We start from the raw sequence: 24,277 nt of genomic DNA on the forward strand, positions 1-24,277 counted from the left end.
CTTTCGCGAAAGCGTAAATACATTAAAATGGGTAACCAATTGCAAAATTAAAGATAGGCTCATCAAATTTAAAATCCCAGCGTTCTCCCTCTGCAAGCGATGGATCGTGGAAGGGAGCAGCGAGATCAAAACGTATCACAAAGCCTTGTACATCTACACGTAGCCCAAAACCACCACCTATACCAAGCTCGTTTATAAAATCTGAGGTAAACTTATCTTTACCCGGCAGATCTTCGTTCTCAACGCTATTCCAGATATTACCCGCATCTACAAAGAAGGCTCCTTTAAGGTAATTAAAGATAGGGAATCTATACTCTGCATTTGCCTCTAGGCGTATGTTACCTATCTGGTCAAAAAAGCTCCCACTCTCAGAGTTACCTGTTGACGTACCAGGCCCTAAAGACCGTATTCTGAACGCTCGCACGCTGTATGGACCGCCAGCATAATATTGCTTTACAAAGGGTAATATCTCTGAATTACCGTATGCATACCCATAACCAGCAAATAAACGAGTGGCAATTTTTTGCTCTTTGCCAAAGTTAAAGTGATACCTAAAATCTGCATCTATCTTTGCAAACTGTGCATACTCTAGTCCTAAAAAGGTGTTGTTTTCTGTATCCTCATTTTCTTGGCCAAGTAAACTTACCGTGTTACCAGCAATCTCAATATTTGTGTTAAGAAAGACTTGATGTGTATCACTAGTATCTACCATCCCGTTGTAGGTAAAACTATAGGTAAGACCGGCGATAAATTGCTGCTCAAAACTCTGTTCTAAAAATGGATTTTCTGCAAGTATCTCGTCAAAGGCTTCTGTGGTGTTAGACAATCTCGTGTAGCTTAGTGAGATAGGGTTTATTTTATGCGTCACATATTTATTTGCATCCCAAGTGTAGCCAAAGCCTGCATTACCAGAGAGAAGCGTGTATAGCTTTGACCTGTTTAAATAATCAAAACCTAGTGCCGTGACGGTTTTTGGGATGTTGTATTTAAAGAAATCTGTATTAATCTTAATTGGAAAAATCACTCTAGGAAATACAAGTTCACTTGCAAGTCCCAGCTCGATACTGCTCAAAGACTCGCCACCACCTACTTGCACTTCATAACCTGCAGAACCTGTTATATTAAGTACTTCTCCCCCTTTAAAGAGGTTTCGATTGCTGTAGGTAAGTGCAAGGCCGGGCCCAGCAAAATTATTAGACTTTGTGACTGCTTGTATCTCTGCTCTTATGGCTCTTTTGTTAAGAGGTGACAAATATATGTTTGCCTCTAGAATCCCTAAGCTATCTGTGCGCAGGCTATCTACTTCTTCATACTGGATATTTACAAATTTATAAGCCCCTATGGTAGATAATCGTCTGGCTGTGTTACGTGAGATATCTGGATTATAAAGCGATCCTTCTTTAAGTGTGATGTATGGAGCAAGATATTTAGGTTTAAAATAGTTCTCATTCTGTATCATATTGAGACTATCGTAGCGAACTATATTTTGCTGTAAGGTATCCTTTAGCTCATAGTTAGGATACACATTAATTTTTTGCACCTTGTAAGGCACAATAACCTTGTTAGGAACATCTTTTTTAATCTTTAAGAACATATCAAAACGCTTGTTCTTATATTGATTTGTGTCAATCTCAAAAATGAGAAACGATGGGTTAAAGTTGTAATATCCCTTTCTCTTAAGCTTGTAGTCTATGCGGTCGCGCTCTTGTTTTAGATTTGAGAGGTCATATCGCATTCCCTTTTTGAATGGCGAACTCTTAACCGTACTTATCATCTCTCTATAAATAGGCGGCGAGAGTGTGTCGAGCTGATAGGTCTCCATACGGTATGGTGTAGGCACCTTAACCGTATATGTTATAGAGGCTCTTTTCTTTTTCTCGCTTTCGCGAAAGCGAGAACTCACATCACTATAAAAGAAGCCACGGTTCTCAAGTCTGTTTCTCAACAATGCCTCTACCTCAAACTCCTCTACATCTGACTGGTAAACAGGCTCCTCTCCTATTTTTTTATTGAGCCATTTATTTATAACTCCGGGATTTTCTCGCTGTGCTTTGTAGTGTATACTTAGGTTAGGATACATCCCTAAAACCTTAGTGTTAGGAGATGGTCTTAAAACACTTTCTAGCTCTGCCTTGAGTAAATTTTGATTAACAATAGTACTATCTGAGGTAATTATAACCTCACCACCCGTATATAAACGTTCTCCCTCAGGTATATACTTTTCTACACTACACGAGCAGAGTGTGATACTTATTATGACAAGGACTATGTGTATTAATTTACGATACTGCACGTGCTTAATCTATCTTATTAGTTTTTCTATTTTCTTGGGAAGGTTTAAGTTCTTCCTTTTGCTCTTCTTCTTGAAGGAGTTGTTGTTGCTTCTTTCTCAAAATAGCACTCCACAACTGACTAAATTTATTAAACTCTTGCTGGAATATGAGCGAGATCCCACTTACAATGGTCTGTCCATCTATCACGTTTTCAAACTCACTACGTCTAAAGCCTTTGAGACGATACTGTCCGTCTTCAGTAAGTTCATACTCTAGACTTACATTGCCTATAAGCGGTGTGGCATCACCACTTGCACTCTCGCCCGCCACGTCTACACTACTCCCTACACGTACGGTAAGCTTATCGTTAAAGAACTTACGCTGTGCAGCAATATCCAGCTGCGTGCGTTCTTGAGGAGTTGTGCCTTGATAGTCTGTAAATGTATCGAGCCCAAAATCTAATTGGAACCCTGTGTTGCCTAATAATTTATCAGAAAAAATATTAAGCTGGTCAGACAAGGCATCATTAAGGTTGTCTCTCGCAATACTAGCAAACCCTCCCTGACTCCCATCTGAGTTAGAGTCAGGGTAAAATCTATTAAGCACTAAGAGTGAAAATACCTGTCTGTTTAATTCTCCAGTTTGTTGATTTACTTGTTGCACTCTACTGTACACTTCACCTCCTAGTGTTCCTTGCTCGTCTTCTGGCAGGTCTAATGCAAAGTTTATCTCTGGACTAAGTAGGTCCCCGTCTATGTTTAGGTAAACTAAAAACGGCAATTGCTGCCTGTATTGTGACTGGGCTGCGGGATCATCACTAGTGCTAGTAATAGCCATAAGTGGCGCCGCAGAAGCATCAACCGAATATACGGCACGCACATCAAGTTTTGCATCAAAAGGATCTCCAGACCAAGATACTCGGCTGCTTGGGTCAAGTGTAAATGTGCGGTTAACCAGGTTATATAAGTTCATCTCATACTGCCCACCAGCCACGTCGTACACCCCTGTTAGATTCATACGCCCATTGGGTTGTAGTGTGAAATTTAAATCTGCATCACCATTTACCTTTAGATTATCACCTGTCTCTTCATCTATAAGTATGGTTACTTGTGCATCTCTATTTACTTTAAGTAGTGATTTTATATCAAATCCTGTAATTGTTCCCGTTTCTTCTTCGGTGCGTGTGAGAATGGCGTCTGGATTTTCTCTATTAACAAACACTACAATACCTTCACTAGACTCTATGTTTGCCGCTGCAGTAGGCATTATGTAGGTGATATCTGTACTACCGCCCACTGTAGCGTCAAGATCTATTACCGGGATTTGTAAATCACCGGTGATGGAGGCAGTAGCGTCAAAAACCGCTATCCCGTATACAAAGTCGTTATCGCCTTTTTCGGCATTAAGGGCTTGAAAGTCATTTGCAACCACTTTTAAATCAAACGTTGGGTTTATAAAATGCTCTGTACCTACAAGTCCGTCAACTGTTAGTTTGTTTTCTTTTGCATCACGTATCGTAAAATTAGACATTGAGATACCTTCATTGTCTATAGAAACAGTTTCTTTAAGTAAAGTAAATGGTGCATTGAGTTTAGTTACGGTAAAGGCTGCTTCATTAAAACGCAAGAAACCTTGATACTCAAGATCGGTGAGTTTGCCATTCATTTTAAAGTTTCCATTGAGGAATCCAGACCCATCCTTGAGCTCGCCTAGTGAAAAACCATCTACGGCTTCCATTTTGAATTCATTAATGTCTAGATCCATATTAATGGTAGCGCCATCTATATCTGCAATGTAGTCTCCGGTAAGTTCTAGATCTGCCACCCCTTCAGAAACAGCTAGATTAAAGTCGTATTTATTGCCATTTATTGATCTACCTGTAAGTTCTAAAATGCCTAGGTCTTCTTCTAGTACTCGTAGCTGTTCAACATAAATATCAGCCAGAAAACCTATGTCACCAAAGGGTTCTTCTACCACAAAGTCACCATTGAGACTACCGCTTGCAAGTTTTTCGTCTGGGTTGAGATATGCAAGAAACTCACTTATTTTAAAATTCTGAAAATCGATAGCTATGTGATCCTTTTCAATGGTAGGAAGTTTATCTGTAAACTCCACAGATTGCAACTTTCGCGTAAAGCGAAAATCATTAAAAGCCAATTTTCCATCTGTAATAAGAACTTCATTACTCGACGGAGTTTTCCAATCTTTTTTATTAAAAATAAGACTGTCTTCACTTACGTGAAAACGTAATCGCTCCCTACTCCCTGTAATGTCTGACTGTACTTGTATGAGCTTTTCATTATTTGCATAGGCTAGAAAATCTAGTGAAAGCTCATTGTTAGTTTGATTTCCCTTTATACGTGTTTCTTGTATAGCGATAGGTCCTGCAGTTAAGCCGTCAAAACCTAAATCAAAGGTAAATGCATCTCGATCTGTGTTCATACTAAATGAGAGGCTATCCAACTCATTACCTGCATAATTAATGTGTGGTGCTTTTATAGATGCATCTAGTTTACGGGTAGCCTCACTAAAATCAAGGTCAACAGCAATCGTGTCTAGATCTTTCATATTTACTAGAAAAACCTCATTGAGTAAGGGTGATTGTCTCACCTTTCCTTTAAGTACAACATTTACTGGGTTTGTAATGGTATCTTTTATAATAGCATCTCTATAAAAATAACTGTTTACGTGATTTTGTAAGGCTGTTGCTATCTTCGCTGGGTCAGCATTAGATCTTAAATCAAGGTTTAATAACTTGTTATTAAATTGTACAGATGTACTGTCTGGACGTACACGCGCAGATCCTTCTAGATTACCTATTAAATATGTACGATCGTCATAAACAATCACTCCATCATCCATTATTGCAGTTACATCATAACTCGCTGTACTGCCTTTAAAGGTACTGGTGAGTTTAAAACCGGTGCGCACATCGCGCTGCATTAACCCGAGTGCTTGTAAATCTGCTCCTATGACATTAAGATTAATTGTCGCTGCCGGTGCAATTGTGTCTAGCACAACAAGGCCTGTAAGGTTTGTGTTAAGATTACTGTCTTTGTAACTTGATGTAATAGCGCCCTCACCATCTTTTATTTTACTAGTTATCGTTAGGTCTTTTATAGCATAGTCATTGTATAAAAACGATGCTACAGTAGCTTCTACATTTGCATCAAGCGTGTTTAATGAAGTGCCCGAGCCCTGGCCCTTGAGTGTGAGATTGAGGTTTCCTAAGCTATTGTTTTGAAGAAGCTCACCTAGGTTGTACTCTTCTATTGCCAGTGTGGTGTTAAAAGCAATGGTATTGTCATTTTTAAAAGTACCATCTATGGTTGCGAGACCTTGCGTAGTCGTAAGCCTTGCAGTAGTCGTAATGTCTGTAAGGGTACCTTTTGCGGCAGCTACTAGCTTTATGTCTTGCGGTAGATTAATACTTAAAGAATCTGTTGCTATAAATTTTGATATGTCGTTCTTTCTAGTAGAAGCATTAATGTTAGGTAGATTAAAATATAGGTTCTCTATATCATTAATATTCTTAAGGTTACCATTTGCCTTTAAATCAGTGTTAGACCAACTTAAAGCAAGATTAGGGACAGTCAAATCTGCTAGCGTGCCTGATGCCGTTATTGCCCCAGCAATAGGATTTTTACTTACTGTCTGTAAATACGTGTTAGATCTTAGAGATGGTTGGAATAGAAATAAATCACCCAGCGCTACCTTTACGTCTGTAATGTTAAGGTCTAACCGCAAATTTTCTGGTTGTGTCGCTATCTTATCTAGCGAAGGGTAACTCATCACGATATCTCCTCTCAGTGTGTTTGAGTTGATAGCCGCATTCATATTTTCAAGCTGTAAATCTGTATCAGAAACAAGAAAATTTGTAGAAACTGATTTGACATTTATACCAGAGACTTCTCTTCCAGAAAGACTTTTTAAATTACCACCCGCCACAAAATCTTTTAGATAAGTATTTTTACTTTCTAGATTCACATTAGAAAGAAACACTGCTTCGGGATTAAAGACACCTTTTGTAGCTACCGCACCATTTAGGGTATATCGTATACTTGTATTAGTCACGCTAGCCTTATCTACTGTAATATTATAGTCTGGAAATGGGGAATTGCTAGATTCAATAGGTACTTGTGATGCGGTAGTACTAAACATATCAATACCTATCGCGCTATCATTTATTACAATGTCATTTATAGCAATGACAAAGCTGTTAAAATCTGCTTTGGGAATACTTGTTTCAAGCTCTTTAAAGTCAAAATCAAAAGACACGCCTACCTCCTCACCTGTATAGTTTCCGCTTACGTCTTTTAGGGTAAGCTTGTTAAAAGCTAGGTATGGTAGTGGTATTTCTTCGGCATCTGGGTCTGATGGTACTGGTACCTGATTAACCTTAATTTGAGCATTTTCTATATATCCCTCACTGGCAGTAAATCTCATCTCATCCAGGTTTACTGTATCTGGTGATATGCGTAGCTCTTTAAAAGTGTACCTACTATCTATACCCGTTACGGCATCGTTATACACTACATCAAAATCTTCGAGGTCTAGATCACCTATAATAAGATCCATTGGTGCCGTGCTAGTCGTATCTGTTTGTTGAGATGGTGGAGTTGCAAAAGCAGCTGCAATAAAGTCAAAGTTGAATCCGCTTATTGTATCTTTTCTAATTATATTTGCTCGTACACCTTCCCATTGTGCATTTTCTATGCCTATGCCAGTGCCATTTATGATGGGCCACAAAGGAATATCTGCCTCTAGAGACCTACTGTATACTAGCGTGTCGCCTTGCTTATCTTCGAGATATAGCCCTTCGATAGCAATATCTCCGTCAAAGGTTATAAAAGCCCTTTCGAGCTCAACTTTAGTTTGCGTTTTTTCAGAAAAATAACTTACAGCTTTAGAAACTACAATGTTTTGCCCCCATTCACTTCTTATAAACAAAAGCAAGAGTATCATAAGTACAAGAAGAACAAATAACGTGCGAGCTAGAATGCGTAGCCACCTAAATTTTCGTTTAGGTTTTTTTGTTTGTGGCGCTTTGTTTTCAGGGTTTGTCACCAGAGGGCTTCAATTTTTTAACAAATTAACGCCGTTTGCTCATTTTAACATAATTTGCCGCTGTAAAGTATTGTTAAAACGCCATCTATAATACTGTAAAGCTATTTTTTGAGTGTTTTTATTACGCTTTCGCGAAAGCGTGTATCTATTTATATTACCTCAGTAAAGAGAAGTGACCTCGAAAGATACGACCATCCTGTAGCTCTACAAGATACCAGTAGTCATTTCGCGGAAGCGTAGCCCCTTTGTACTTCCCGTTCCATCCATTACCCATTGCACGTGATTGATACAGTTTCTTCCCAAAACGGTCAAATATGATAAACCTGACCGTAGTGGTGAGGTCTTGACGAGCACCTTCAAGCTTCCAGGTATCATTTATACCATCACCATTAGGTGTGAAATAGGTAGGAAAACCTATAACAGATAGCTCTTGGGTAACAATACCGCAACCATTAAGATCGCGTATAAATAAGTTATATAAACCAGCAGGTACGTTTTGAAAAGTAGATTCTTCTTGATAGGGACCTAAAATACTTCCCAAGGCATACTCATAAACGCCACTACCTTCTGCAGTGATCGTTACGGTATTGTTTTCTCCTCCGTCTACAACCGAAACATTAGTTATAGTTGCTGTACTTGATGGAGTTACGGTAATGCTTCTTGACGACTCACAGCCATTAGCTCCTACGGCGGTTACAAGATAGTTCCCGGGTTCATTAATCGCAATAGTTGATGTGTTATCTATAAGTAGCGTGCCATTGTGCTGCCAGGTATACTGTAAACCCGAAGTATTGCTTATTACTCCCGCACTAAGCGTTATAGTCTCAGGAAAGTTATTTATGCAATAAAAACGCAATTCATCATCTGCCATTTCTGGCGGAGACAGAATAACTATATCTGCAGTTGTGATAGATAGGCACTGCCCATTATCATTAACACGGATATAAATGGTTTGATTAAAAGCCTCTGTGTTAGTAAATGAAGTAGTGATTTCCCCTTGCTGATTAAATGCATCCTCCTCGTTCTCATAAAAGCTTACGGTTGCTCCTGCAGGCACTTGGTCTTGTACCTGTGATGAGAGCGTACTTAAATCAATCTCTGTAATACCATCTATAAAACCATCTGTGTCGCACACTTCTAGCGAATCTAAAACTAGCGTGCTATTGCCCGTAGTAAGTTGTACGCTAGCAATAGTACTACATCCTGCTTGTGATGCAACACGTGCGTATACAACCTGATTTACTTGTGTGTTTTGAAATGTATTAGGATTTGTAATTACGTTTAGTTCACTTTCGGCATCTGTAAGGCTGTAATAAAATCCTGTTATGACGAGGCCACTATCGTTTACTGTTACGTCATCTAATGCGTCAAATAAGTTATACTGCGATAAGCCGTCTCCATTTACATCACACTGCTGTAACGTACTATTAGAAACGGTAGGGTTCTGAGCAAACTCTATTGTGACTTCTCCAAAGGCTTCGCAACCATTATCAAGCGTAATTTCTACAGTATAGAATCCATTTTGGTTAACGATGAGTTCATTAGAAGTTTCTGATAGCGGTATACCGTCACGTTGCCACATAAATGATGTTGCCAGAGGTTCGTTTACTACAAGTGTGGTTTCTCCTGCACCGCAGATGGGATTTCCCCCGGCTACGGTTCTGTCAGGACCTAAATCTGTGCCTAACTGAAAACTTCCCGCCTCTAAAAAGACAGCAGAGTCAAATCTAAAGTTTTGCTCATCTGCTATTACTAGCTTAACTTGATAGTTTACATTAGGCTGTATAATTGCTTTTGCTTCAATTACTTTGGTTTGTCCATTAAAGTTAATGGGTGCTGTGTTACCATTAAAGCTTTCAAAATAAAACTCGTTTATGGCAGGGCAGCCATTAGGTATTTCTGGATGTACGGTTGTAACCTTTACAGGGGTAGTTGTGTCTGGAACTAAGGCAATATTTTCATACCCTTGCTCGCCTTCTTCTCTTATAAGAAACCCAAATAAATCTGAAAAATTACAAGTGTTAGGATTACCTTCTTGATACTCTTCTGAGGCAAATACATATCTAAAGCGTACCTCTGAGGCTGTAGATTGAAAAGTAAACTCTAGTATAGTTGCGTTAGTTGTATTCTGCTCATCAAGTACAAACTCAAGATCTGCATCTCCTAGCCAGTCTGGAGCATCATCATCACTGAGACTTGTGTTAGGGCCTTGCACATTCTGCAATCTTCCGGTACTTAAAACAATTCCTTCTTGAAGAGGGAAGTCACTACCGTTTGCATTAAAGTAGCCATAGCTCTGCTCCTGCCCTCCAAAATCTCCTCCTACAACGTTTGTGACCTGTATGTTTGAGATACAGTTACTATCTATGAGAATATCTTCTATTAATTGCTGTGGAGTATATGTTTGACTATCTACCACCACATTTTGCGCTATGAGACTCGTAGATATAATAAGAAAGCAAAAAACTATAAAGTGCCGCATTAGTAGTTTATGGATGTTACAAATGTAAATACTACTGCTTTTATATTGCAATGAACTTTCTAATAACAGAAAGATGGATCTTAAACGTAGGGTCATAAAAAAAGCGAACTTAAAAGTTCGCTTTTTTTAATTGTAATATGATTTTAACTCAATGATTCCATATCGATTACAAATCGGTATTTTACATCGTTGTTTTGTACACGCTCATAAGCCTCGTTAATGCTAGACATATCTATCATCTCAATATCACTTACAATATTGTGCTCACCACAAAAATCAAGCATTTCTTGAGTTTCTTTTATGCCTCCTATAAGAGATCCAGCTACACTTTTACGCCCAGAAATAAGGTTACCGCCGTGCACATCTGGTAGCGGCTCTATGGCTCCTACCATACACATAGTACCATCTATCGCTAGCAGCTCTAGGTATGGATTAATATCGTGGCTTACCGGTACTGTATTAAGAATAAAGTCAAAAGACCCTTTATGAGCTTTCATAGCGTCTTTATCTTTTGAGATAAGTACATCATCTGCGCCTAGTCTCCTTGCATCTTCTGCCTTTCCTTGAGAAGTTGTAATCATTACTGTCTCGGCTCCCATTGCGTGAGAAAATTTTAGTCCCATATGACCTAAACCTCCTAGACCTACAACACCTACTTTCATTCCTTCTTTTACACCCCAGTGATGTAATGGAGAGAAGGTTGTAATACCAGCACATAATAGTGGTGCTACTGCCTTTGTGTCTAAGTTTTTTGGGATGTTAAGTACAAAATTTTGATCAACCACCACCTCTTGAGAATACCCTCCAAAGGTGTGTCCATCTGTATGCTTGTCTTTACTGTTATACGTCCACGTAGCGCCGTTGAGACAAAATTGCTCTAGATCGCTCTCACAAGATGAGCACTCCTGGCAAGAATCTACTAGACATCCTACGCCTACTAGGTCTCCTTTTTTAAATTTTGAAACCTCGTCTCCTACTTCTATTACTTCACCTACAATCTCGTGACCAGGTACTACTGGGTACATAGAAGGTCCCCAGTCACTGCGCACAGTGTGTATGTCACTGTGACAAACGCCACAATAGGTTATTTTAATTTTTACGTCTGTAGGCAAGGTGTCACGACGTTCTATTGTCATTTCCTTTAAATCTGCCTCTTTATCTTGAGCACCGTATGCTTTTACTTCTGTCATAATAATTTTTTTGAACTAATTAGTTAGTGTTTTTGCTTTCGCGAAAGCGTAATTATAACCACTCTTGGGGTTTACTTACTTTCTTCAAGCGTTGGGTAATCTGTGTATCCTTCTTTACCCGGAGTATAAAATGTATCTTGATTTGGTTCATTAAGGGATGCGTCTTTTTCAAATCGCATTACCAAATCTGGATTTGCAATAAATTTACGGCCAAAGGCAACAAGATTACCTTTTTTATCTTCTAAGTCTTTATTTGCCTCTTGAGCATCATAGCCTCCACTTAAAATAAGTAGGCCATTATAATTGTCACGTATATTAGTACGTATGTCATCTGGTAAAGCTGGAGCTCCCATAGAGCCGTGATTTACGAGGTGTATATAAACGACATCTAGTTTTTCTAGCTCCTTTGATAGATAATCAAACGTCTCTTCTTGCCCCTCAAAAGGTCCTAAATCATTCATCGCCCCATTAGGAGATAAGCGTATCCCTACTTTATCTTTTCCTATAGCCTCAATAACTTTTGCAGTGACTTCTAGAGTTAATCTGCTTCTGTTTTCGGCAGAGCCTCCGTAATTGTCTGTTCTTTTATTTGTACCTGCGTTTACAAATTGGTCCAGTAAATAGCCGTTTGCGCTGTGTACCTCTACTCCGTCAAAACCAGCTTCTATAGCATTTTTTGCCGCTTGTACATATTCCTCAATAACAGTATTAATATCGTCTTGAGTCATCGCAGTAGGCTCTGGAATTTCTAACTCACCTTTACCATCCACATACATCTTTGTATCTTCTGGTTGTATGGCAGATGGTGCAAGTATTTTTGCCCCTTCTGGCATATTATCTGGATGCGAGATTCTACCCGTATGCATAAGTTGCATAAAGATCTTACCACCTTTATTATGAACGGCCTCTGTTGCAGGTTTCCAAGCTTCTACCTGATCACTGTTATAAATACCCGGTATGCGTGCATAGCCCACACCGTTAAGTGAAGGAGCTGTTCCTTCTGTGATTATTAATCCAGCACCAGCACGTTGCCCGTAATAGAGTGACATTATTGCTGTAGGTATATGTTCTTGGGTAGCTCTAGACCTTGTGAGAGGTGCCATTACTACTTTATTTTTAAGAGATAAACGCTCAGAATTGAGCGGTGATAATAGTTGGCTGTTAGTATCCATAGTTTCTTTTTTTAACAAATTTAGAGTGTCTCATCGTGCTTCTCCGTTAACGCGTTGTTAAATGAAAATAAAGGGTTTCACAAAGAATTTCACTTTCGTGAAAATGGAAACTCTCACTATTTAAGTCGAGCAATAGACAATAGATTATGTATTTTTAAAATGTGACAAGCATAGAAAAACAGATATATAATTTAAAATAATACAGTTATGGCTACCAAAGATATGATCCTCAATAAACTGCAAATCCTCATAACTCAAGAATTTGATAGTCCAGAGCAGGCTTTTGCGTTTTTTGATAAAGATGGAAATGGCACACTCTCTAAAAGCGAAATCAAGACCCTGCTAAAAAAAGCTGAAATAAGCGGGTTTATAAGATCTATCGTGGCAAATGCCTTAATAGATGGGTATAGCAAAGATGGAAATGATAATGTGAGCTGGGAAGAATTTAAGGCAGCACTTGATGAGATTAAGGATAAAGACTAATGAGTTCACATTTTTTCCAATAGAGCGCATATTTTATTCCATTTTTTTGGAATAATTCCTAATAATCAAAAATAAAGTGTAGTTTTGTTACTCAATTATGACTGAGTTAGCACCTACATATCATTGTATTATAGACGTTGAGACTACGGGTAAAGGAATAAATGGTAATCGCATTACCGAGTTTTGCGCCGTACGTCTTAAGGATGGAGAAATAATAGACAAGTTTACATCGCTTGTAAATCCTGAGCAATACATTCCACCATTTATTACTAATCTTACTGGTATAGATGATGCAATGGTAGAAGATGCACCCCTCTTTGAAGAAATCGCTCAGCGCGTTTTGGAAATTACAGAGGGTGCCATTTTTGTAGCTCACAATGTTAACTTTGACTTTAATGTGATTAAAGGAGAGTTTAAAAGACTTGGGGTTTCATTTGTGCGTAAAAAATTGTGCACTGTACGTCTTTCGCGCAAGCTTATTCCTAATTTATTTAGTTACTCCCTAGGTAATCTTTGTGCGTCAATAGGGATTCCTCTTAATAACAGACACCGAGCAGAAGGTGATACAGATGCTACTGTTATTCTATTTAAAAGGTTGCTAGATCTAGATGAGGGCAAAAAGGTTATGAACGCATTTTTAAATGTACGGTCTAAAGAGGCTACATTACCTCCTCACCTACCTTCGCGTATTATTCAAGAGCTTCCAGAAACGGCAGGGATTTATTTATTTAAAGACCGTGCTGGTAAAATCATTTATGTAGGGAAAGCGATTAATATCAAGAAGCGCGTATTATCGCATTTTTATGATAAAAAGAATAAGGAGTATCTCCTAGGTCAAGAAACATATCAAATAGATTATGAAGTAACAGGTAATGAACTTTGCGCACTACTTCTAGAGTCTGAATATATAGAACAGTATTTTCCAAAATTTAATAGAGCGCAAAAAATGCCTGTGAGCACCTATGCTATTGTCTCTTATGAAAATAGGAAAGGAATACTACAGCTCGCTGTTGCAAAGTCTAAGTATCGTGCAAGTGCAACAGATAAAGTTTATACGAAAGCAAAAGCCACAGAGCGTTTAATGGAACTGTGTGACACGTATCACCTATGCGCCCGTTATTGTGGGTTACAAGCCACTTTTGGTCAGTGTTCACATTACCGTCTTAAAGGTTGTAAAGGAGTGTGTAATGACGAAGAAGCCGTCGCAGATTATAATGAGCGAGTACATCAAGCACTAGCGGCTTATTACTCAGAAAATGAAACATATCTTATTAAAGAACGTGGCCGTACTGAAGATGAAACGGCTTTTATCTACATAGATAAAGGAGTTTATAAAGGTTTTGGTTTTGTGCCAGAGACAGAGCAGCTTAGTCATTTTGATGAAGTGGCTTCATATCTTAATCTTAAGAAAAGTACCTACCATACAGATGTTATTTTGAGAAGTTACCTGCGTAGACATAAAAACCCAAGTATAATTCCCCTAGCTATTTCTGCCTGATATGAACACCACATTAGATTACAAAACCTACTACCTACAGCTACCTGATACACTAACACAAAAGTATCCAGAGCTCAATTTTGAGAACCACTGTTACTTGCGCATTGCACTAGACAATGTAGTAGGTACAAAATGGGATAAACGTATTGCCCGGCCAGCTTATAAGAACTTATCTACAGAGCAACGCGCTCTTGTCATATCTTATTTGTCTACCTATCTAGATGATAAAAGCACACTACTGTCTCATAATATGATATCTCTCGCATACAGAGGTAAACTTGCTTAACGAGTCATAAGACGTATTTACTAAGAATTGTAAAGGGTGATACAAGCATTAGTTGTAGTTTTGTGCTTCTTAAAAGCACAAGGAAATACTTAATCATTCTTATTGTGCTCAAATACAATTTTATGCACCCAGATAATAAGAATATAGGTCCTTACCTCTTTAAACAATTACGTAAAGCAAATAAGGATCTTGCACCTCATATACTTGAAACTAACAGAGGTATTCAAACCATAGATTTTTCAAACCCCAAAGCTGTTTTAGAGCTTAACAGAGCCATCTTACTCAACGATTACTCTCTTAACTGGTATGACATACCAGAGGGATATCTGGCGCCTGCAATACCTGGTCGTGCAGATTATATCTTATATCTCAAAGACTTTCTTAATACAGATAAGCAAGCGCAAGGCCTTGATGTAGGTACTGGTGCAAACTTCATATACCCGTTACTAGGAGGATCATTATTTAACTGGAAAATGAAAGGTGTCGATATAGACCCAAAGGCTGTACAAAACGCAAATTTATTACTAGAAAAAAACACCCACCTCAAAGGTTTTCTCTCTGCTATATACCAGCAACAAAGAGCTCAAATTTTTGAAGGTGCTATTCTACCTGGAGAGCAATATGATTTTACAATGTGTAATCCTCCTTTTTATAGCTCAGAAAAAGAGGCTTTTAAGGCAACTAAAGAAAAATCAAAAAACCTAAAGCTCAAGGAGGTTGAACGCAACTTTGCAGGGCAATCTAACGAGTTGTGGTGTAACGGTGGTGAAGCACTATTTATAAAGCGTATGGTAAAAGAAAGTGTACACTTTAAAGATCAAGTAGGCTGGTTTACTACCCTAGTATCAAAAAGCGAGCACTTACCTAAAATAAGAAAGCAACTAGAAAAACTTAAGGCAGAGCATAAAACGGTAGATATGTCTCAGGGTAATAAGAAATCAAGATTTCTCGCTTGGCGTTTTAAAGAGTAATTAGTGGTGAAACTTACGGTCTGGTATGCTTAGTTCTTCACTCACAAGATAATCTGAGATTCTTCGTTTTTTGCCAAATTGTTTATGAGTATATGATAGGTGTAAGGAATCTTTACTAGCATAAAAGATTCTAAAATCCTTATAATCTTCGTCTATATAAAGGAGCTCTTTGAGTTTTACACTCGTTATTCTAATATGAGTATATCCTAGGCTATCTTTTATGATACTCCAAGTGCCAGATAAAGAGGGCCCACAAGATGGGTGTTGTGCGTTATTATCAGTTACAGTGCCATTGCTATAAAAGCTTTGCCTGTAGTGTAAAAAGCAATCTCCCATATTCATACGGGTTTTACCATTATACCTTTTGGCAAGTTTCCAAGTCTTTAAACTATCACCCGCGATAAGTTTTTTAATATCACTAGAAACCTTAAATGGAGTAGATTTCTCATTTGTACAAGAAGTTGTAAATAAGAAAATAACCAAGCATACTATTAATTTTTGCATTAATAAATATAAGAATTATAATGAATCCTATACTTTCGTTAGACTTTCTCACAATCTATGCATAGACACTTCAAATTGTTTAAACCGTATGGCTATTTAAGTCAGCTCATTACTAATGATGCAAGGCAAGCTCGTAAAAAGAAGTTTTTAAAAGAGTTTTATGATTTTCCAGAAGGCACAATGGCTGTAGGACGACTTGATGAGCACTCTGAGGGACTATTGTTTATGACTACAGACGGTAAGCTATCTCACACTATAAACACTTCTGGGGTAGAAAAAGAGTATTATGCTCAGGTAGATGGCGCTATTACAGATGAGGCTATTCTCGCATTAACTCAAGGAGTAGAAATAAGTGTAGAGGGTAAAAAATATATAACAAAGCCTTGTAAAGCTAGACGTATAGATGGTGACCCTGGTTTTCCAGAACGTTCAAAAAAGATAAGAGACTTACGACACGGTCCAGCACCGTGGATCTCAATTACCATTACTGAGGGTAAATTTAGACAAGTACGTAAGATGACTAGCGCCGTAGGTTTTGCTACACTACGACTTGTAAGAATAAAAATAGGCTCACAAACCCTAAAGGGTCTGGAGCCTAGCCAAGTTATTGAGGTAAAAGAATTACTTTAAGTAATCTTATTAACGCGTACAGCGTTCATTCCTTTTTGTCCTCTTTCTATTTCGTAAGAAACTTTGTTTCCTTCTTTAAGTTCTCCTTCTATAACTTCAGATATGTGAACGAAGTACTTTTCTGGAGTATCTGCATCTTTAATAAATCCAAAACCTTTTGAAGAGTCAAAAAACTCTACAAAACCAGTTTTTATAGGATCTGGTTCATCACCTTCTACCTTTTTAGGAATTCCTAAAACGATGTCTTCTACATCTACTTCTTCTTTCAGTGACGGGTCTGGTGGCGTATCCACTAGTTGACCTAGGTGGTTTACGTATACAAACTCATTTAATTTCTCTCCGCTCTCTTTACGGGCAAGTTTTTTCTTGCGTTTGTCTTCTGCTTTTTTAAGCCTCTTCTTTTCTCTTTCTTTTTTACCAAAGGTTTCTTGTGGTCTAGCCATTAACTCTTTTATCGTGTTTAATTATTACGTTGCGAGAATATCTCTTAACGCTCACATATTAGTCGCTATTTATTATAAGAACTTACATAAATAACTGTGACTCTGCTTGTAGTATGCTTTGCCGTATATTGTGATTATTGTAAAGATAGGAATTAAAAGTGGTTTTTACGCTTTCGCGAAAGCGTAATTATTCTTACAACACACTACTACGTTGTATTAAGAACTTATTTACATAACATATAGAAGTCTTTTGGGGCAGTAAAGTCAAAAGTTAAGAGAGTCCACTATTTTAACAAGTCTGTTATTATTTTCTTAGTGGCGGGTTAAAATAGTCTTGAAAGGTGGTACATAGTCGTAACTTTAATAAAAAAGAACATTATGAAACCAATGAAAGATACAAGCAATAAGCTTACATCCGAAAAAACAGATACTACTTACAACTCTGATGTTACTCCAGAAGATCTTAAAGTTTTAGGTCAAGATTTTGAAAACAATATACGCCAAGATGGTGGGGATGATGTAGCTCTTACTAATAGAACAGAAAAAGTAGACTTTGCTGGTAAAGACCTAGATGTACCAGGAAGAACGCAGGCCAGTAAGAAAACTACAAACCGAATTAAAGATGAAGAAAATATGCTCTATAGCCAAGGAGGTGAGTCTAATGAAAACTTAGAAGAGCAAAGCAGTCAGTACATTAAATAGATATAATAATAATATTAAAAGCGACCTACGGGTCGCTTTTATTTTGTGTGGGTAGTACATTTGTAAAACAAGTATTAAATATGAAAACAGCACATATAATTCTTATAGGTTTGATAGGGTTTTCATTCTTATACTACGGCATAAGTTGTTTATCTTCAAACTTTATGACTACCGAGTTTAAACGTTTTGGCCTCTCTGCAACACAACGTAAAATTACTGGTGTTGCACAAATACTAGGTGGTCTGGGTATTATTATAGGTTTCTTTTATAGACCATTACAAATAAGTGCTTTAATAGGTATTTCACTTCTTATGCTATTGGGATGGTTTGTAAGACTTCGCATAAAAGATAGCTTTATAGCCTCACTACCTGCGTTTACATTTTTTGTTCTCAATGCTTACTTAGCCTATTATCTAATAGTTCTTAGATAAGAATAATTAGAACAGAAATTGCCAGAAATAAAAATGCTGGGAAAGACTTTTTAAGAGCATCACCTACCTTAAGGTGCATACTAATAGCTCCAGCCATCATTATCGCAATACCTAAGGCGCTATAAAATTCTAACGGACTATAAAAAATTGAAACTAGTAAACCTACAGCAAGTAAACATTTTATAGTTCCTACAATCTTCATTGTACTTTCTGATAGTCCATAGTGTGCAAACTCTTCTTTGAGCGTGCTCGCATTACCGCCTCTCCATTGTGAAGATGTACCCGTGCGCAGTAACCATACGTTTAAGATGCTTAGTCCTACAATACACTTTAAGATAATTGATAAATAATCCATTTTTAATTTTCTTATGATTAGTTGTTTATAAATTTAGCGTTTTTATTAAACAAGGATTTACATATTGTGATAATTATAAGAAGGTATAACCGTAACTTTATATCTTTATTAAGAACACGCTATAATCATTAACAAATTTTTAGAAATGAGTCACACACCATCATCTACTATAGAATATAATGTTTACGGAGAAACACTTATAGGCTGTTGTACAGACCCTATGACTGGTTATTTTAGAGATGGTTACTGCCGCACGGCAAGTATAGATAGAGGCACACACGTAGTTTGTGCTGTTATGACCGAGGCATTTTTAAACTATACAAAGACTAGAGGAAATGATCTTTCTACTCCTATACCTCAATATAATTTTCCCGGCCTTAAACCTAATGATGGATGGTGCCTTTGCATAATGCGCTGGCTAGAAGCCGAAAAGGCTGGCGTTGCTCCCCTACTCAATCTTGCAGCCACACATCAAAAAGCACTAGAGTATACAACTATTGAAGTGCTTGAAGCCTACGCTCTGTAAGCTTCACGCTATATTTTTGCTTGATAGGTATAAAGATCATAATATCTTCCCTCTTGCGCTATGAGCGTATCGTGAGTACCCTGCTCTGCTATACGGCCATCTTCAATCACTAGAATCTGATCTGCTTTTTTAATCGTACTGAGTCTATGGGCGATTACAATTGTCGTTCTATCCTTTACGAGCTCAGAGAGCGATTTTTGAATAAGCGCTTCACTCTCTGTATCGAGATTTGAGGTTGCCTCATCTAGTATAATTATTTTTGGATCTGCGAGTATAGCCCTAGCTATGGCGATGCGTTGTCGCTGACCTCCAGATAGCTTAACCCCACGCTCACCTATTAAGGTGTCAAGACCGTCATCAAAACGGTCTGTAAATTCATTTACATAACCTGCTTTTACAGCCTTTAATAAGCGTTCTTCACTAGCATTTGGTCTGGGAAAGAGTATATTCTCACGTATAGTTCCCTCAAAAAGAAATTCGTCTTGAAGAACGACCCCTAAATTTTGTCTGTAACTTGATAGCTGTACTCGAGACAAGTCATTACCATCTACAGATACTTCTCCAGATTGCGGATTTAAAAATGTAGCCGCCAGGCCTGCAATGGTAGACTTACCAGATCCGGAGCTTCCCACTAGTGCAACTGTTGTACCCGCTTTTGCTTCAAATGAGATATTATGTATCACTTGTTTGCCTTTCTCGTAAGAGAAAGAAACATTATCAAACTTGATATCACCGTGTAATTTATCAAGTGTTATATCACGATTACCCAGCTCGTCTTCTGGTGTCATATTCATTAACTCCTCAGTACGATCTAGACCCGCAAGTGCCTCCGTGAGCTGGCTACCTATATTACTCATCTGTACGATGGGAGCGATCATAAAACCAAGTAAGAGTGTAAAAAATAAAAACTCACCGGTGGTCATCTCTCCTTGTATCATAAAATAACCTCCTATACCCATTATACCTACAGAGGCAAGACCTAGTAAAAATGTAGAACTACTGGTCATTACAGCTGTTGCAGTAAGACTCTTCTTTACATTTTGAAAAAGCATATCTACTCCTTCTTCAAAAGTTTTGTTTTCTTGTGCCTCTGCTCCAAAACCTTTAATCACGCGCACTCCTGCAAGTGTTTCTGTAAGTCTTCCTTTTACCTGAGCATTTATTTTACCTCTATTTCTAAAAATGGGACGTATATACTTAAATGCTCGCAACGCTACATAGCCAAAAATGGCTACTGGTAAAAAGACAAATAACGTCATTAACGCATTAATTCTTATTAATAATACTAGTGAGACTACGGCAGTAATAGTACCTCCCACAAGCTGTACAAGCCCTGTACCTATTAAATTACGTACTCCTTCTACATCACTCATAATACGAGAAACTAGGGCTCCAGACTTAGAATTATCAAAAAAACTTATAGGTAGTGACAGTACCTTTTTTTGAACCTGAGCTCTTAATTCTGATATGAGGTATTGTGCTTGCACACTTAGTATGCGCGTGAGTAAAAATGACGTTACTGCCTGTATGAGTAATGCAAAACCTACGAGCCAGAGTAGATCATAAAGAGCACTCATATCCTTATTAGGAATAATGTCATCCAGTAGAGCCTTAGATTTCCAAGGTAAAATAAGGCTGGCAAGTCTACCTATAACTATTAATATGAGGCCTATAAAAACTAACTTTCGGCGTGGCCAAATAATAGATGTAAAGGCAGATGCTATAGTGACATTTTTCTTTTTTTCTTTTTCCTTTGTCATAGGGTAAAGCTAGTTATAAATGCGCTTTCGCGAAAGCGTACTCATATCCATTAATCACCACAAGAAAGGCACAAGCTTGGTAAAGAGCTTACTTTAGATTTTTTGTGCGTCATAAACGATTACCTTTTCCCAAAGATGTTCACACTCTTTTATAAAGACCTTATGAGCAGCTTCATCTTGATAAGCCTTTTGTGCCTGTGCTGAGTCAAAACTAAGTACTAAATTGTATGTAAAACTATCATCCACCACGGCTCTGGTTGCTTGAGGTGGTGTGCCTATAAAGTTAGTCTTTGCATATTGAGAAGTATTTAAAAAGGTACGCAGAGATTTTTCAAACAGAAGGTGATCCTCCTTTGTTGTGCCTTCTTTAAACCAGAAGTAAACCACGTGTACATATGTAGGGTCAAAATTTGCCTCTTTATCATTAATAGTTGTACTATGTGTGTCCTTAATGTTACTATTTTCTGTTTTTGTGTGGGTATCACAAGAAACATAACACATTAATAATAAGAGTATAACAACATTAATTCTTTTCATACCGAATATTTTTGTTTATAAATGTAACAAAATAGAAAATTCTACGTATAAGTTTATTAGAGGCCTTAGAGTAAGCATCTAGAAAGTACAAGTATTTATTATTTGTTTCCGCTTTTGGGCTATACATTAACAGGTTTAGTTAAATAGTTGTTTGTATTACTTATTTCGGCTATACTAGACCATATATAAATATAATTATACCATATGAGACAACTCAAAATCACCAAGCAGGTTACTAACAGAGAGACGAAATCCCTGAATAATTATCTTCAGGATGTGAGCAAGATAGATTTGATTACTGCCGAAGAGGAGGTTGAGTTAGCACAGCGTATTCAAAAAGGAGATGAGCGAGCACTAGATGCACTTACACGCGCAAACCTTCGTTTTGTTATATCTGTAGCAAAGCAATATCAAAACCAAGGTCTATCATTATCTGACCTTATTAATGAAGGAAACGTAGGTCTTGTAAAAGCTGCAAAACGTTTTGACGAGACAAGAGGTTTCAAATTTATATCATACGCAGTATGGTGGATTAGACAATCTATCTTACAAGCTATTGCAGAGCACGCACGTACAGTACGTTTACCTCTTAATAAGATTGGAGAAATAAGCAAGATTAACAAAGCAATGGTTTACTTACAGCAGGTACACGAGCGTAAGCCTACCTCTGGTGAGATTGCAAAGTATCTTGATATCTCTGAAGAGAAAGTAAAAATATCTCTTAAGAATGTGAGCCGCAGCCTTAGTATGGATGCGCCATTTGCCGAAGGAGAAAATGATAACAACCTTTATGACGTATTAAGTTCTAGCGAGTCACCTCGCCCAGATAGAGAGCTTATGCAAGAGTCACTAAGTATTGAGATCAATAGAGCGCTAGATACACTTACAGAAAAAGAAGCAGAGGTTGTACGTCTTAACTACGGTTTAGGTAATCAACCAGCGATGACACTTCAAGAAATAGGTGATATTTTTGACCTAAGTCGTGAGCGTGTACGCCAGATTAGAGAGAAAGCAATCAAAAGATTGCGTCACACCTCTAAGAGTAAAATCTTAATGAAATACTTAGGATAGTACTTCATTCTAATTCATAAAAAAAGCCCGTTAATACGGGCTTTTTTAGTTTAGTAGGTTAGATAAAAGTGCCCAATTTGGGGTAAGGCACTTATCAAATCATTAAATCAATATATGAATTGGGGTATTCGCAAATTAATCAACTTCTTTATGATGGTGTAAATATAAAAGATGTTTTTAAAGCTCACAAGCTTTTTGTGTATTTAATCGTTATAAAATGCACTTTATCGATAAAGTGGAATTTTAATGTTAAATAAAGACTACCATAAAGTTATTATTGATGATAATTAAACCTTTTACAACTTAAAGAGTCCAATAACTAAGTAAAGCTTACTAAAATAGAAGAACAACAGCTCATAGCATCCCTCCAGAAGGACGAAACTAGGTCCTTCTCATTATTACTTGACACGTATCAAAAGCCACTTTACTGGCATATACGAGGTATTGTAAAAAATCACGAAGATGCAGATGATGTGCTTCAAAATGTTTTTATAAAAGTTTACAAGAGTATAAAAAACTTTAAAGGTGATAGTAAATTGTACACCTGGCTTTATAGAATTGCGACAAATGAATCGCTCACATTCTTGAAGAAAAGAGCAAAACAAGCTCAGATATCAAGTGAAGAGTTACAAGATAGAATAATAGAAAACTTAGAGAGTGATGTTTATTTTACTGGTAATGATATACAAATTGCACTAGAAAAAGCACTTACGCAACTACCAGAAAAGCAACGACTCGTGTTCCAGATGAAGTATTACCAAGATATGAAATATGATGATATAAGCGAGATACTGGGTACTTCTGTGGGCGCTCTAAAAAGTTCTTATCACATTGCGACCAAGAAACTAACCAGTATTCTAACCAGTGATTAAACCTTTAGATATTTAAAATGTCTTATTAGTAACGTGAAAACAGAAAACAACATACCAAAACATCGAGGGTTCAATACTCCAGAAAACTATTTTCAAGAGAGTAAAGCGCATTTATTAAATCAGATAAGACTAGATAATCAGTTATTAGATAGCAGCTCATCTAGATTTGATGTGCCAGACGACTATTTTGCAACTAGTAAGGAAGCTATTTTACATACGCTTTCGCGAAAGCGTACTGAAGATCTTTCTAATAGTAATGATACCGAAACTAAAGTCATTAGTTTAAAACAGTACCTCTACCCTATTGCTGGAATTGCTGCTGCATTACTCCTGCTAGTTAGTATAGTATGGACTCAGGTACAAAGCTCATCTGGTGATGATATCACTACAATAGCTGCATATTTTGATGATGAAGCCACCGACTTAGAAGGCATAGAATTTGCGGAGTGGCTCACAGAAGACGATATAAACGACCTTCAAAATGATCTTGCCCTAGATGAATCTGTTATTATAGATTATCTAGATGAGCGCTTAGATGGTTTTGATTTATACATAGATTAATTATGAAAATATATATAACATTAGTACTCACATTTATCATAGCTACAACAACAATAGCACAAGAGGATAAAGAAAGTAAACGAGAGAAAATTAAAGCGCTTAAAGTTGCTTTTATAACTGAGCGATTAGAACTTACACCAGATGAGGCTCAAACTTTTTGGCCTGTTTATAATATTTATGACGGCCGTGTAAATGATATTTATGACACCGAGCGTAAGGTTATGCGAGAGCTCAGAACAGATTTTGACACAATGGATGAGGCAGCAGCCACAAAAACGTTACAAACTATACAATCACTAGAAAAGCAAAAGCTCGATGCACGCGCTGAGTTATTGAGCGGTCTTAAAGATAAAATAACCTCAAAGAAGACCTTAGTTCTCTTTAAAGCAGAAAACGATTTTAGACGAGATCTTATACGTAAACTTCGCGGTGATAAAGGCCGTAATCGTGGTAATAGATAGTT

The 24,277-nt window shown here is 37.5% G+C and carries 22 protein-coding genes; 12 read left to right on the top strand and 10 right to left on the bottom strand.

Annotation, left to right across the window (positions count from 1 at the left end):
* Nucleotides 1-22: 22 nt before the first annotated feature.
* From MED134_RS01770 to MED134_RS01790, 5 genes are all read right to left on the bottom strand, one after another.
* On the bottom strand, nt 23-2,293 hold the full coding sequence (locus MED134_RS01770; protein ID WP_021779090.1) for a BamA/TamA family outer membrane protein: 2,271 nt from the start codon (nt 2,291-2,293) through the stop codon (nt 23-25).
* 4 nt (nt 2,294-2,297) lie between these two features.
* On the bottom strand, nt 2,298-7,238 hold the full coding sequence (locus MED134_RS01775; RefSeq protein WP_084811681.1) for a translocation/assembly module TamB: 4,941 nt from the start codon (nt 7,236-7,238) through the stop codon (nt 2,298-2,300).
* Between the two features lie 256 nt (nt 7,239-7,494).
* The gene (locus MED134_RS01780) at nt 7,495-9,822 is read right to left on the bottom strand and encodes a T9SS type B sorting domain-containing protein (protein WP_021779088.1); all 2,328 of its coding nucleotides are present in this window, start codon (nt 9,820-9,822) and stop codon (nt 7,495-7,497) included.
* 143 nt (nt 9,823-9,965) lie between these two features.
* Nucleotides 9,966-11,012, bottom strand: coding sequence for an NAD(P)-dependent alcohol dehydrogenase (locus MED134_RS01785; protein ID WP_021779087.1), 1,047 nt, complete (start codon nt 11,010-11,012; stop codon nt 9,966-9,968).
* 71 nt (nt 11,013-11,083) lie between these two features.
* Nucleotides 11,084-12,184 (bottom strand): alkene reductase, encoded by a 1,101-nt coding sequence (locus tag MED134_RS01790; protein WP_021779086.1) that lies wholly within the window; start codon nt 12,182-12,184, stop codon nt 11,084-11,086.
* Between the two features lie 207 nt (nt 12,185-12,391).
* Between MED134_RS01790 and MED134_RS01795 the strand changes: the two genes are divergently transcribed.
* The 4 genes from MED134_RS01795 (at nt 12,392) to rlmF (ending at nt 15,422) form a co-directional block, all read left to right on the top strand.
* Nucleotides 12,392-12,667, top strand: a complete 276-nt coding sequence (locus tag MED134_RS01795) for an EF-hand domain-containing protein (protein ID WP_021779085.1) — start codon at nt 12,392-12,394, stop codon at nt 12,665-12,667.
* 97 nt (nt 12,668-12,764) lie between these two features.
* On the top strand, nt 12,765-14,165 hold the full coding sequence (locus MED134_RS01800; protein ID WP_021779084.1) for an exonuclease domain-containing protein: 1,401 nt from the start codon (nt 12,765-12,767) through the stop codon (nt 14,163-14,165).
* A gap of 1 nt (nt 14,166) precedes the next feature.
* On the top strand, nt 14,167-14,451 hold the full coding sequence (locus MED134_RS01805) for a hypothetical protein (RefSeq protein WP_021779083.1): 285 nt from the start codon (nt 14,167-14,169) through the stop codon (nt 14,449-14,451).
* A 122-nt stretch (nt 14,452-14,573) separates the two neighbouring features.
* Entirely contained in the window at nt 14,574-15,422 is an 849-nt protein-coding gene (gene rlmF / locus MED134_RS01810) for a 23S rRNA (adenine(1618)-N(6))-methyltransferase RlmF (protein WP_021779082.1), read from the top strand.
* On the opposite strand, the gene MED134_RS01815 is transcribed toward rlmF, so the two are convergent.
* Nucleotides 15,423-15,926: a lipocalin family protein gene (locus tag MED134_RS01815; protein WP_021779081.1), complete on the bottom strand. Its 504-nt coding sequence runs from the start codon at nt 15,924-15,926 to the stop codon at nt 15,423-15,425.
* A gap of 57 nt (nt 15,927-15,983) precedes the next feature.
* Here MED134_RS01815 and MED134_RS01820 point away from each other — a divergent pair, with 57 nt between their 5' ends.
* Nucleotides 15,984-16,556, top strand: a complete 573-nt coding sequence (locus tag MED134_RS01820; protein WP_038596857.1) for a pseudouridine synthase — start codon at nt 15,984-15,986, stop codon at nt 16,554-16,556.
* Here the strand turns inward: MED134_RS01820 and MED134_RS01825 are convergent.
* On the bottom strand, nt 16,553-16,999 hold the full coding sequence (locus tag MED134_RS01825; protein WP_021779079.1) for a cold-shock protein: 447 nt from the start codon (nt 16,997-16,999) through the stop codon (nt 16,553-16,555). The two genes, MED134_RS01820 and MED134_RS01825, sit on opposite strands and share 4 nt — an antisense overlap.
* A 387-nt stretch (nt 17,000-17,386) precedes the next feature.
* Between MED134_RS01825 and MED134_RS01830 the strand changes: the two genes are divergently transcribed.
* Both MED134_RS01830 and MED134_RS01835 read left to right on the top strand, forming a co-directional pair.
* Nucleotides 17,387-17,701 (top strand): hypothetical protein, encoded by a 315-nt coding sequence (locus tag MED134_RS01830; RefSeq protein ID WP_021779078.1) that lies wholly within the window; start codon nt 17,387-17,389, stop codon nt 17,699-17,701.
* 80 nt (nt 17,702-17,781) lie between these two features.
* On the top strand, nt 17,782-18,132 hold the full coding sequence (locus tag MED134_RS01835) for a DoxX family protein (RefSeq protein ID WP_052084125.1): 351 nt from the start codon (nt 17,782-17,784) through the stop codon (nt 18,130-18,132).
* On the opposite strand, the gene MED134_RS01840 is transcribed toward MED134_RS01835, so the two are convergent.
* Complete coding sequence (locus MED134_RS01840) at nt 18,125-18,487, bottom strand: DoxX family protein (protein ID WP_021779076.1); 363 nt, start codon at nt 18,485-18,487, stop codon at nt 18,125-18,127. The two genes, MED134_RS01835 and MED134_RS01840, sit on opposite strands and share 8 nt — an antisense overlap.
* Nucleotides 18,488-18,632: 145 nt before the next feature.
* Between MED134_RS01840 and MED134_RS01845 the strand changes: the two genes are divergently transcribed.
* The gene (locus MED134_RS01845) at nt 18,633-19,013 is read left to right on the top strand and encodes a DUF2237 family protein (protein ID WP_021779075.1); all 381 of its coding nucleotides are present in this window, start codon (nt 18,633-18,635) and stop codon (nt 19,011-19,013) included.
* Nucleotides 19,014-19,021: 8 nt separating this feature from the next.
* Here the strand turns inward: MED134_RS01845 and MED134_RS01850 are convergent, their stop codons facing one another.
* Nucleotides 19,022-20,773 carry an ABC transporter ATP-binding protein gene (locus tag MED134_RS01850; RefSeq protein WP_021779074.1) on the bottom strand — a complete coding sequence of 584 codons (1,752 nt, stop codon included), beginning with the start codon at nt 20,771-20,773 and terminating at the stop codon, nt 19,022-19,024.
* Nucleotides 20,774-20,866: 93 nt separating this feature from the next.
* A complete protein-coding gene (locus MED134_RS01855) occupies nt 20,867-21,310 on the bottom strand; it encodes a Dabb family protein (RefSeq protein WP_021779073.1) in 444 nt (147 codons plus the stop codon).
* A gap of 204 nt (nt 21,311-21,514) precedes the next feature.
* Between MED134_RS01855 and MED134_RS01860 the strand changes: the two genes are divergently transcribed.
* The 4 genes from MED134_RS01860 to MED134_RS01875 all read left to right on the top strand — a co-directional run bounded on the left by MED134_RS01860 (nt 21,515) and on the right by MED134_RS01875 (nt 24,275).
* Nucleotides 21,515-22,381, top strand: coding sequence for an RNA polymerase sigma factor RpoD/SigA (locus MED134_RS01860; RefSeq protein WP_013752207.1), 867 nt, complete (start codon nt 21,515-21,517; stop codon nt 22,379-22,381).
* Between the two features lie 356 nt (nt 22,382-22,737).
* Nucleotides 22,738-23,253, top strand: a complete 516-nt coding sequence (locus tag MED134_RS01865) for an RNA polymerase sigma factor (protein ID WP_316930998.1) — start codon at nt 22,738-22,740, stop codon at nt 23,251-23,253.
* A 33-nt stretch (nt 23,254-23,286) separates the two neighbouring features.
* Complete coding sequence (locus tag MED134_RS01870) at nt 23,287-23,814, top strand: hypothetical protein (protein ID WP_021779070.1); 528 nt, start codon at nt 23,287-23,289, stop codon at nt 23,812-23,814.
* 2 nt (nt 23,815-23,816) lie between these two features.
* Nucleotides 23,817-24,275, top strand: coding sequence for a hypothetical protein (locus MED134_RS01875; protein ID WP_021779069.1), 459 nt, complete (start codon nt 23,817-23,819; stop codon nt 24,273-24,275).
* Nucleotides 24,276-24,277 lie beyond the last annotated feature (2 nt).

The organism is Dokdonia sp. MED134 (assembly GCF_000152925.2).
Classification (GTDB): Bacteria; Bacteroidota; Bacteroidia; order Flavobacteriales; family Flavobacteriaceae; genus Dokdonia.

Bases quoted from the DNA above. Each gene is read 5' to 3' on its own strand.
- MED134_RS01815 (WP_021779081.1), bottom strand. From the start codon at position 15,926: ATGCAAAAATTAATAGTATGCTTGGTTATTTTCTTATTTACAACTTCT.
- MED134_RS01845 (WP_021779075.1), top strand. From the start codon at position 18,633: ATGAGTCACACACCATCATCTACTATAGAATATAATGTTTACGGAGAA.
- MED134_RS01795 (WP_021779085.1), top strand. From the start codon at position 12,392: ATGGCTACCAAAGATATGATCCTCAATAAACTGCAAATCCTCATAACT.
- MED134_RS01855 (WP_021779073.1), bottom strand. From the start codon at position 21,310: ATGAAAAGAATTAATGTTGTTATACTCTTATTATTAATGTGTTATGTT.
- MED134_RS01780 (WP_021779088.1), bottom strand. From the start codon at position 9,822: ATGCGGCACTTTATAGTTTTTTGCTTTCTTATTATATCTACGAGTCTC.
- MED134_RS01835 (WP_052084125.1), top strand. From the start codon at position 17,782: ATGAAAACAGCACATATAATTCTTATAGGTTTGATAGGGTTTTCATTC.
- MED134_RS01820 (WP_038596857.1), top strand. From the start codon at position 15,984: ATGCATAGACACTTCAAATTGTTTAAACCGTATGGCTATTTAAGTCAG.
- MED134_RS01775 (WP_084811681.1), bottom strand. From the start codon at position 7,238: ATGATACTCTTGCTTTTGTTTATAAGAAGTGAATGGGGGCAAAACATT.
- MED134_RS01860 (WP_013752207.1), top strand. From the start codon at position 21,515: ATGAGACAACTCAAAATCACCAAGCAGGTTACTAACAGAGAGACGAAA.
- MED134_RS01800 (WP_021779084.1), top strand. From the start codon at position 12,765: ATGACTGAGTTAGCACCTACATATCATTGTATTATAGACGTTGAGACT.
- MED134_RS01805 (WP_021779083.1), top strand. From the start codon at position 14,167: ATGAACACCACATTAGATTACAAAACCTACTACCTACAGCTACCTGAT.
- MED134_RS01840 (WP_021779076.1), bottom strand. From the start codon at position 18,487: ATGGATTATTTATCAATTATCTTAAAGTGTATTGTAGGACTAAGCATC.
- rlmF (WP_021779082.1), top strand. From the start codon at position 14,574: ATGCACCCAGATAATAAGAATATAGGTCCTTACCTCTTTAAACAATTA.
- MED134_RS01875 (WP_021779069.1), top strand. From the start codon at position 23,817: ATGAAAATATATATAACATTAGTACTCACATTTATCATAGCTACAACA.
- MED134_RS01785 (WP_021779087.1), bottom strand. From the start codon at position 11,012: ATGACAGAAGTAAAAGCATACGGTGCTCAAGATAAAGAGGCAGATTTA.
- MED134_RS01850 (WP_021779074.1), bottom strand. From the start codon at position 20,773: ATGACAAAGGAAAAAGAAAAAAAGAAAAATGTCACTATAGCATCTGCC.
- MED134_RS01790 (WP_021779086.1), bottom strand. From the start codon at position 12,184: ATGGATACTAACAGCCAACTATTATCACCGCTCAATTCTGAGCGTTTA.
- MED134_RS01830 (WP_021779078.1), top strand. From the start codon at position 17,387: ATGAAAGATACAAGCAATAAGCTTACATCCGAAAAAACAGATACTACT.
- MED134_RS01825 (WP_021779079.1), bottom strand. From the start codon at position 16,999: ATGGCTAGACCACAAGAAACCTTTGGTAAAAAAGAAAGAGAAAAGAAG.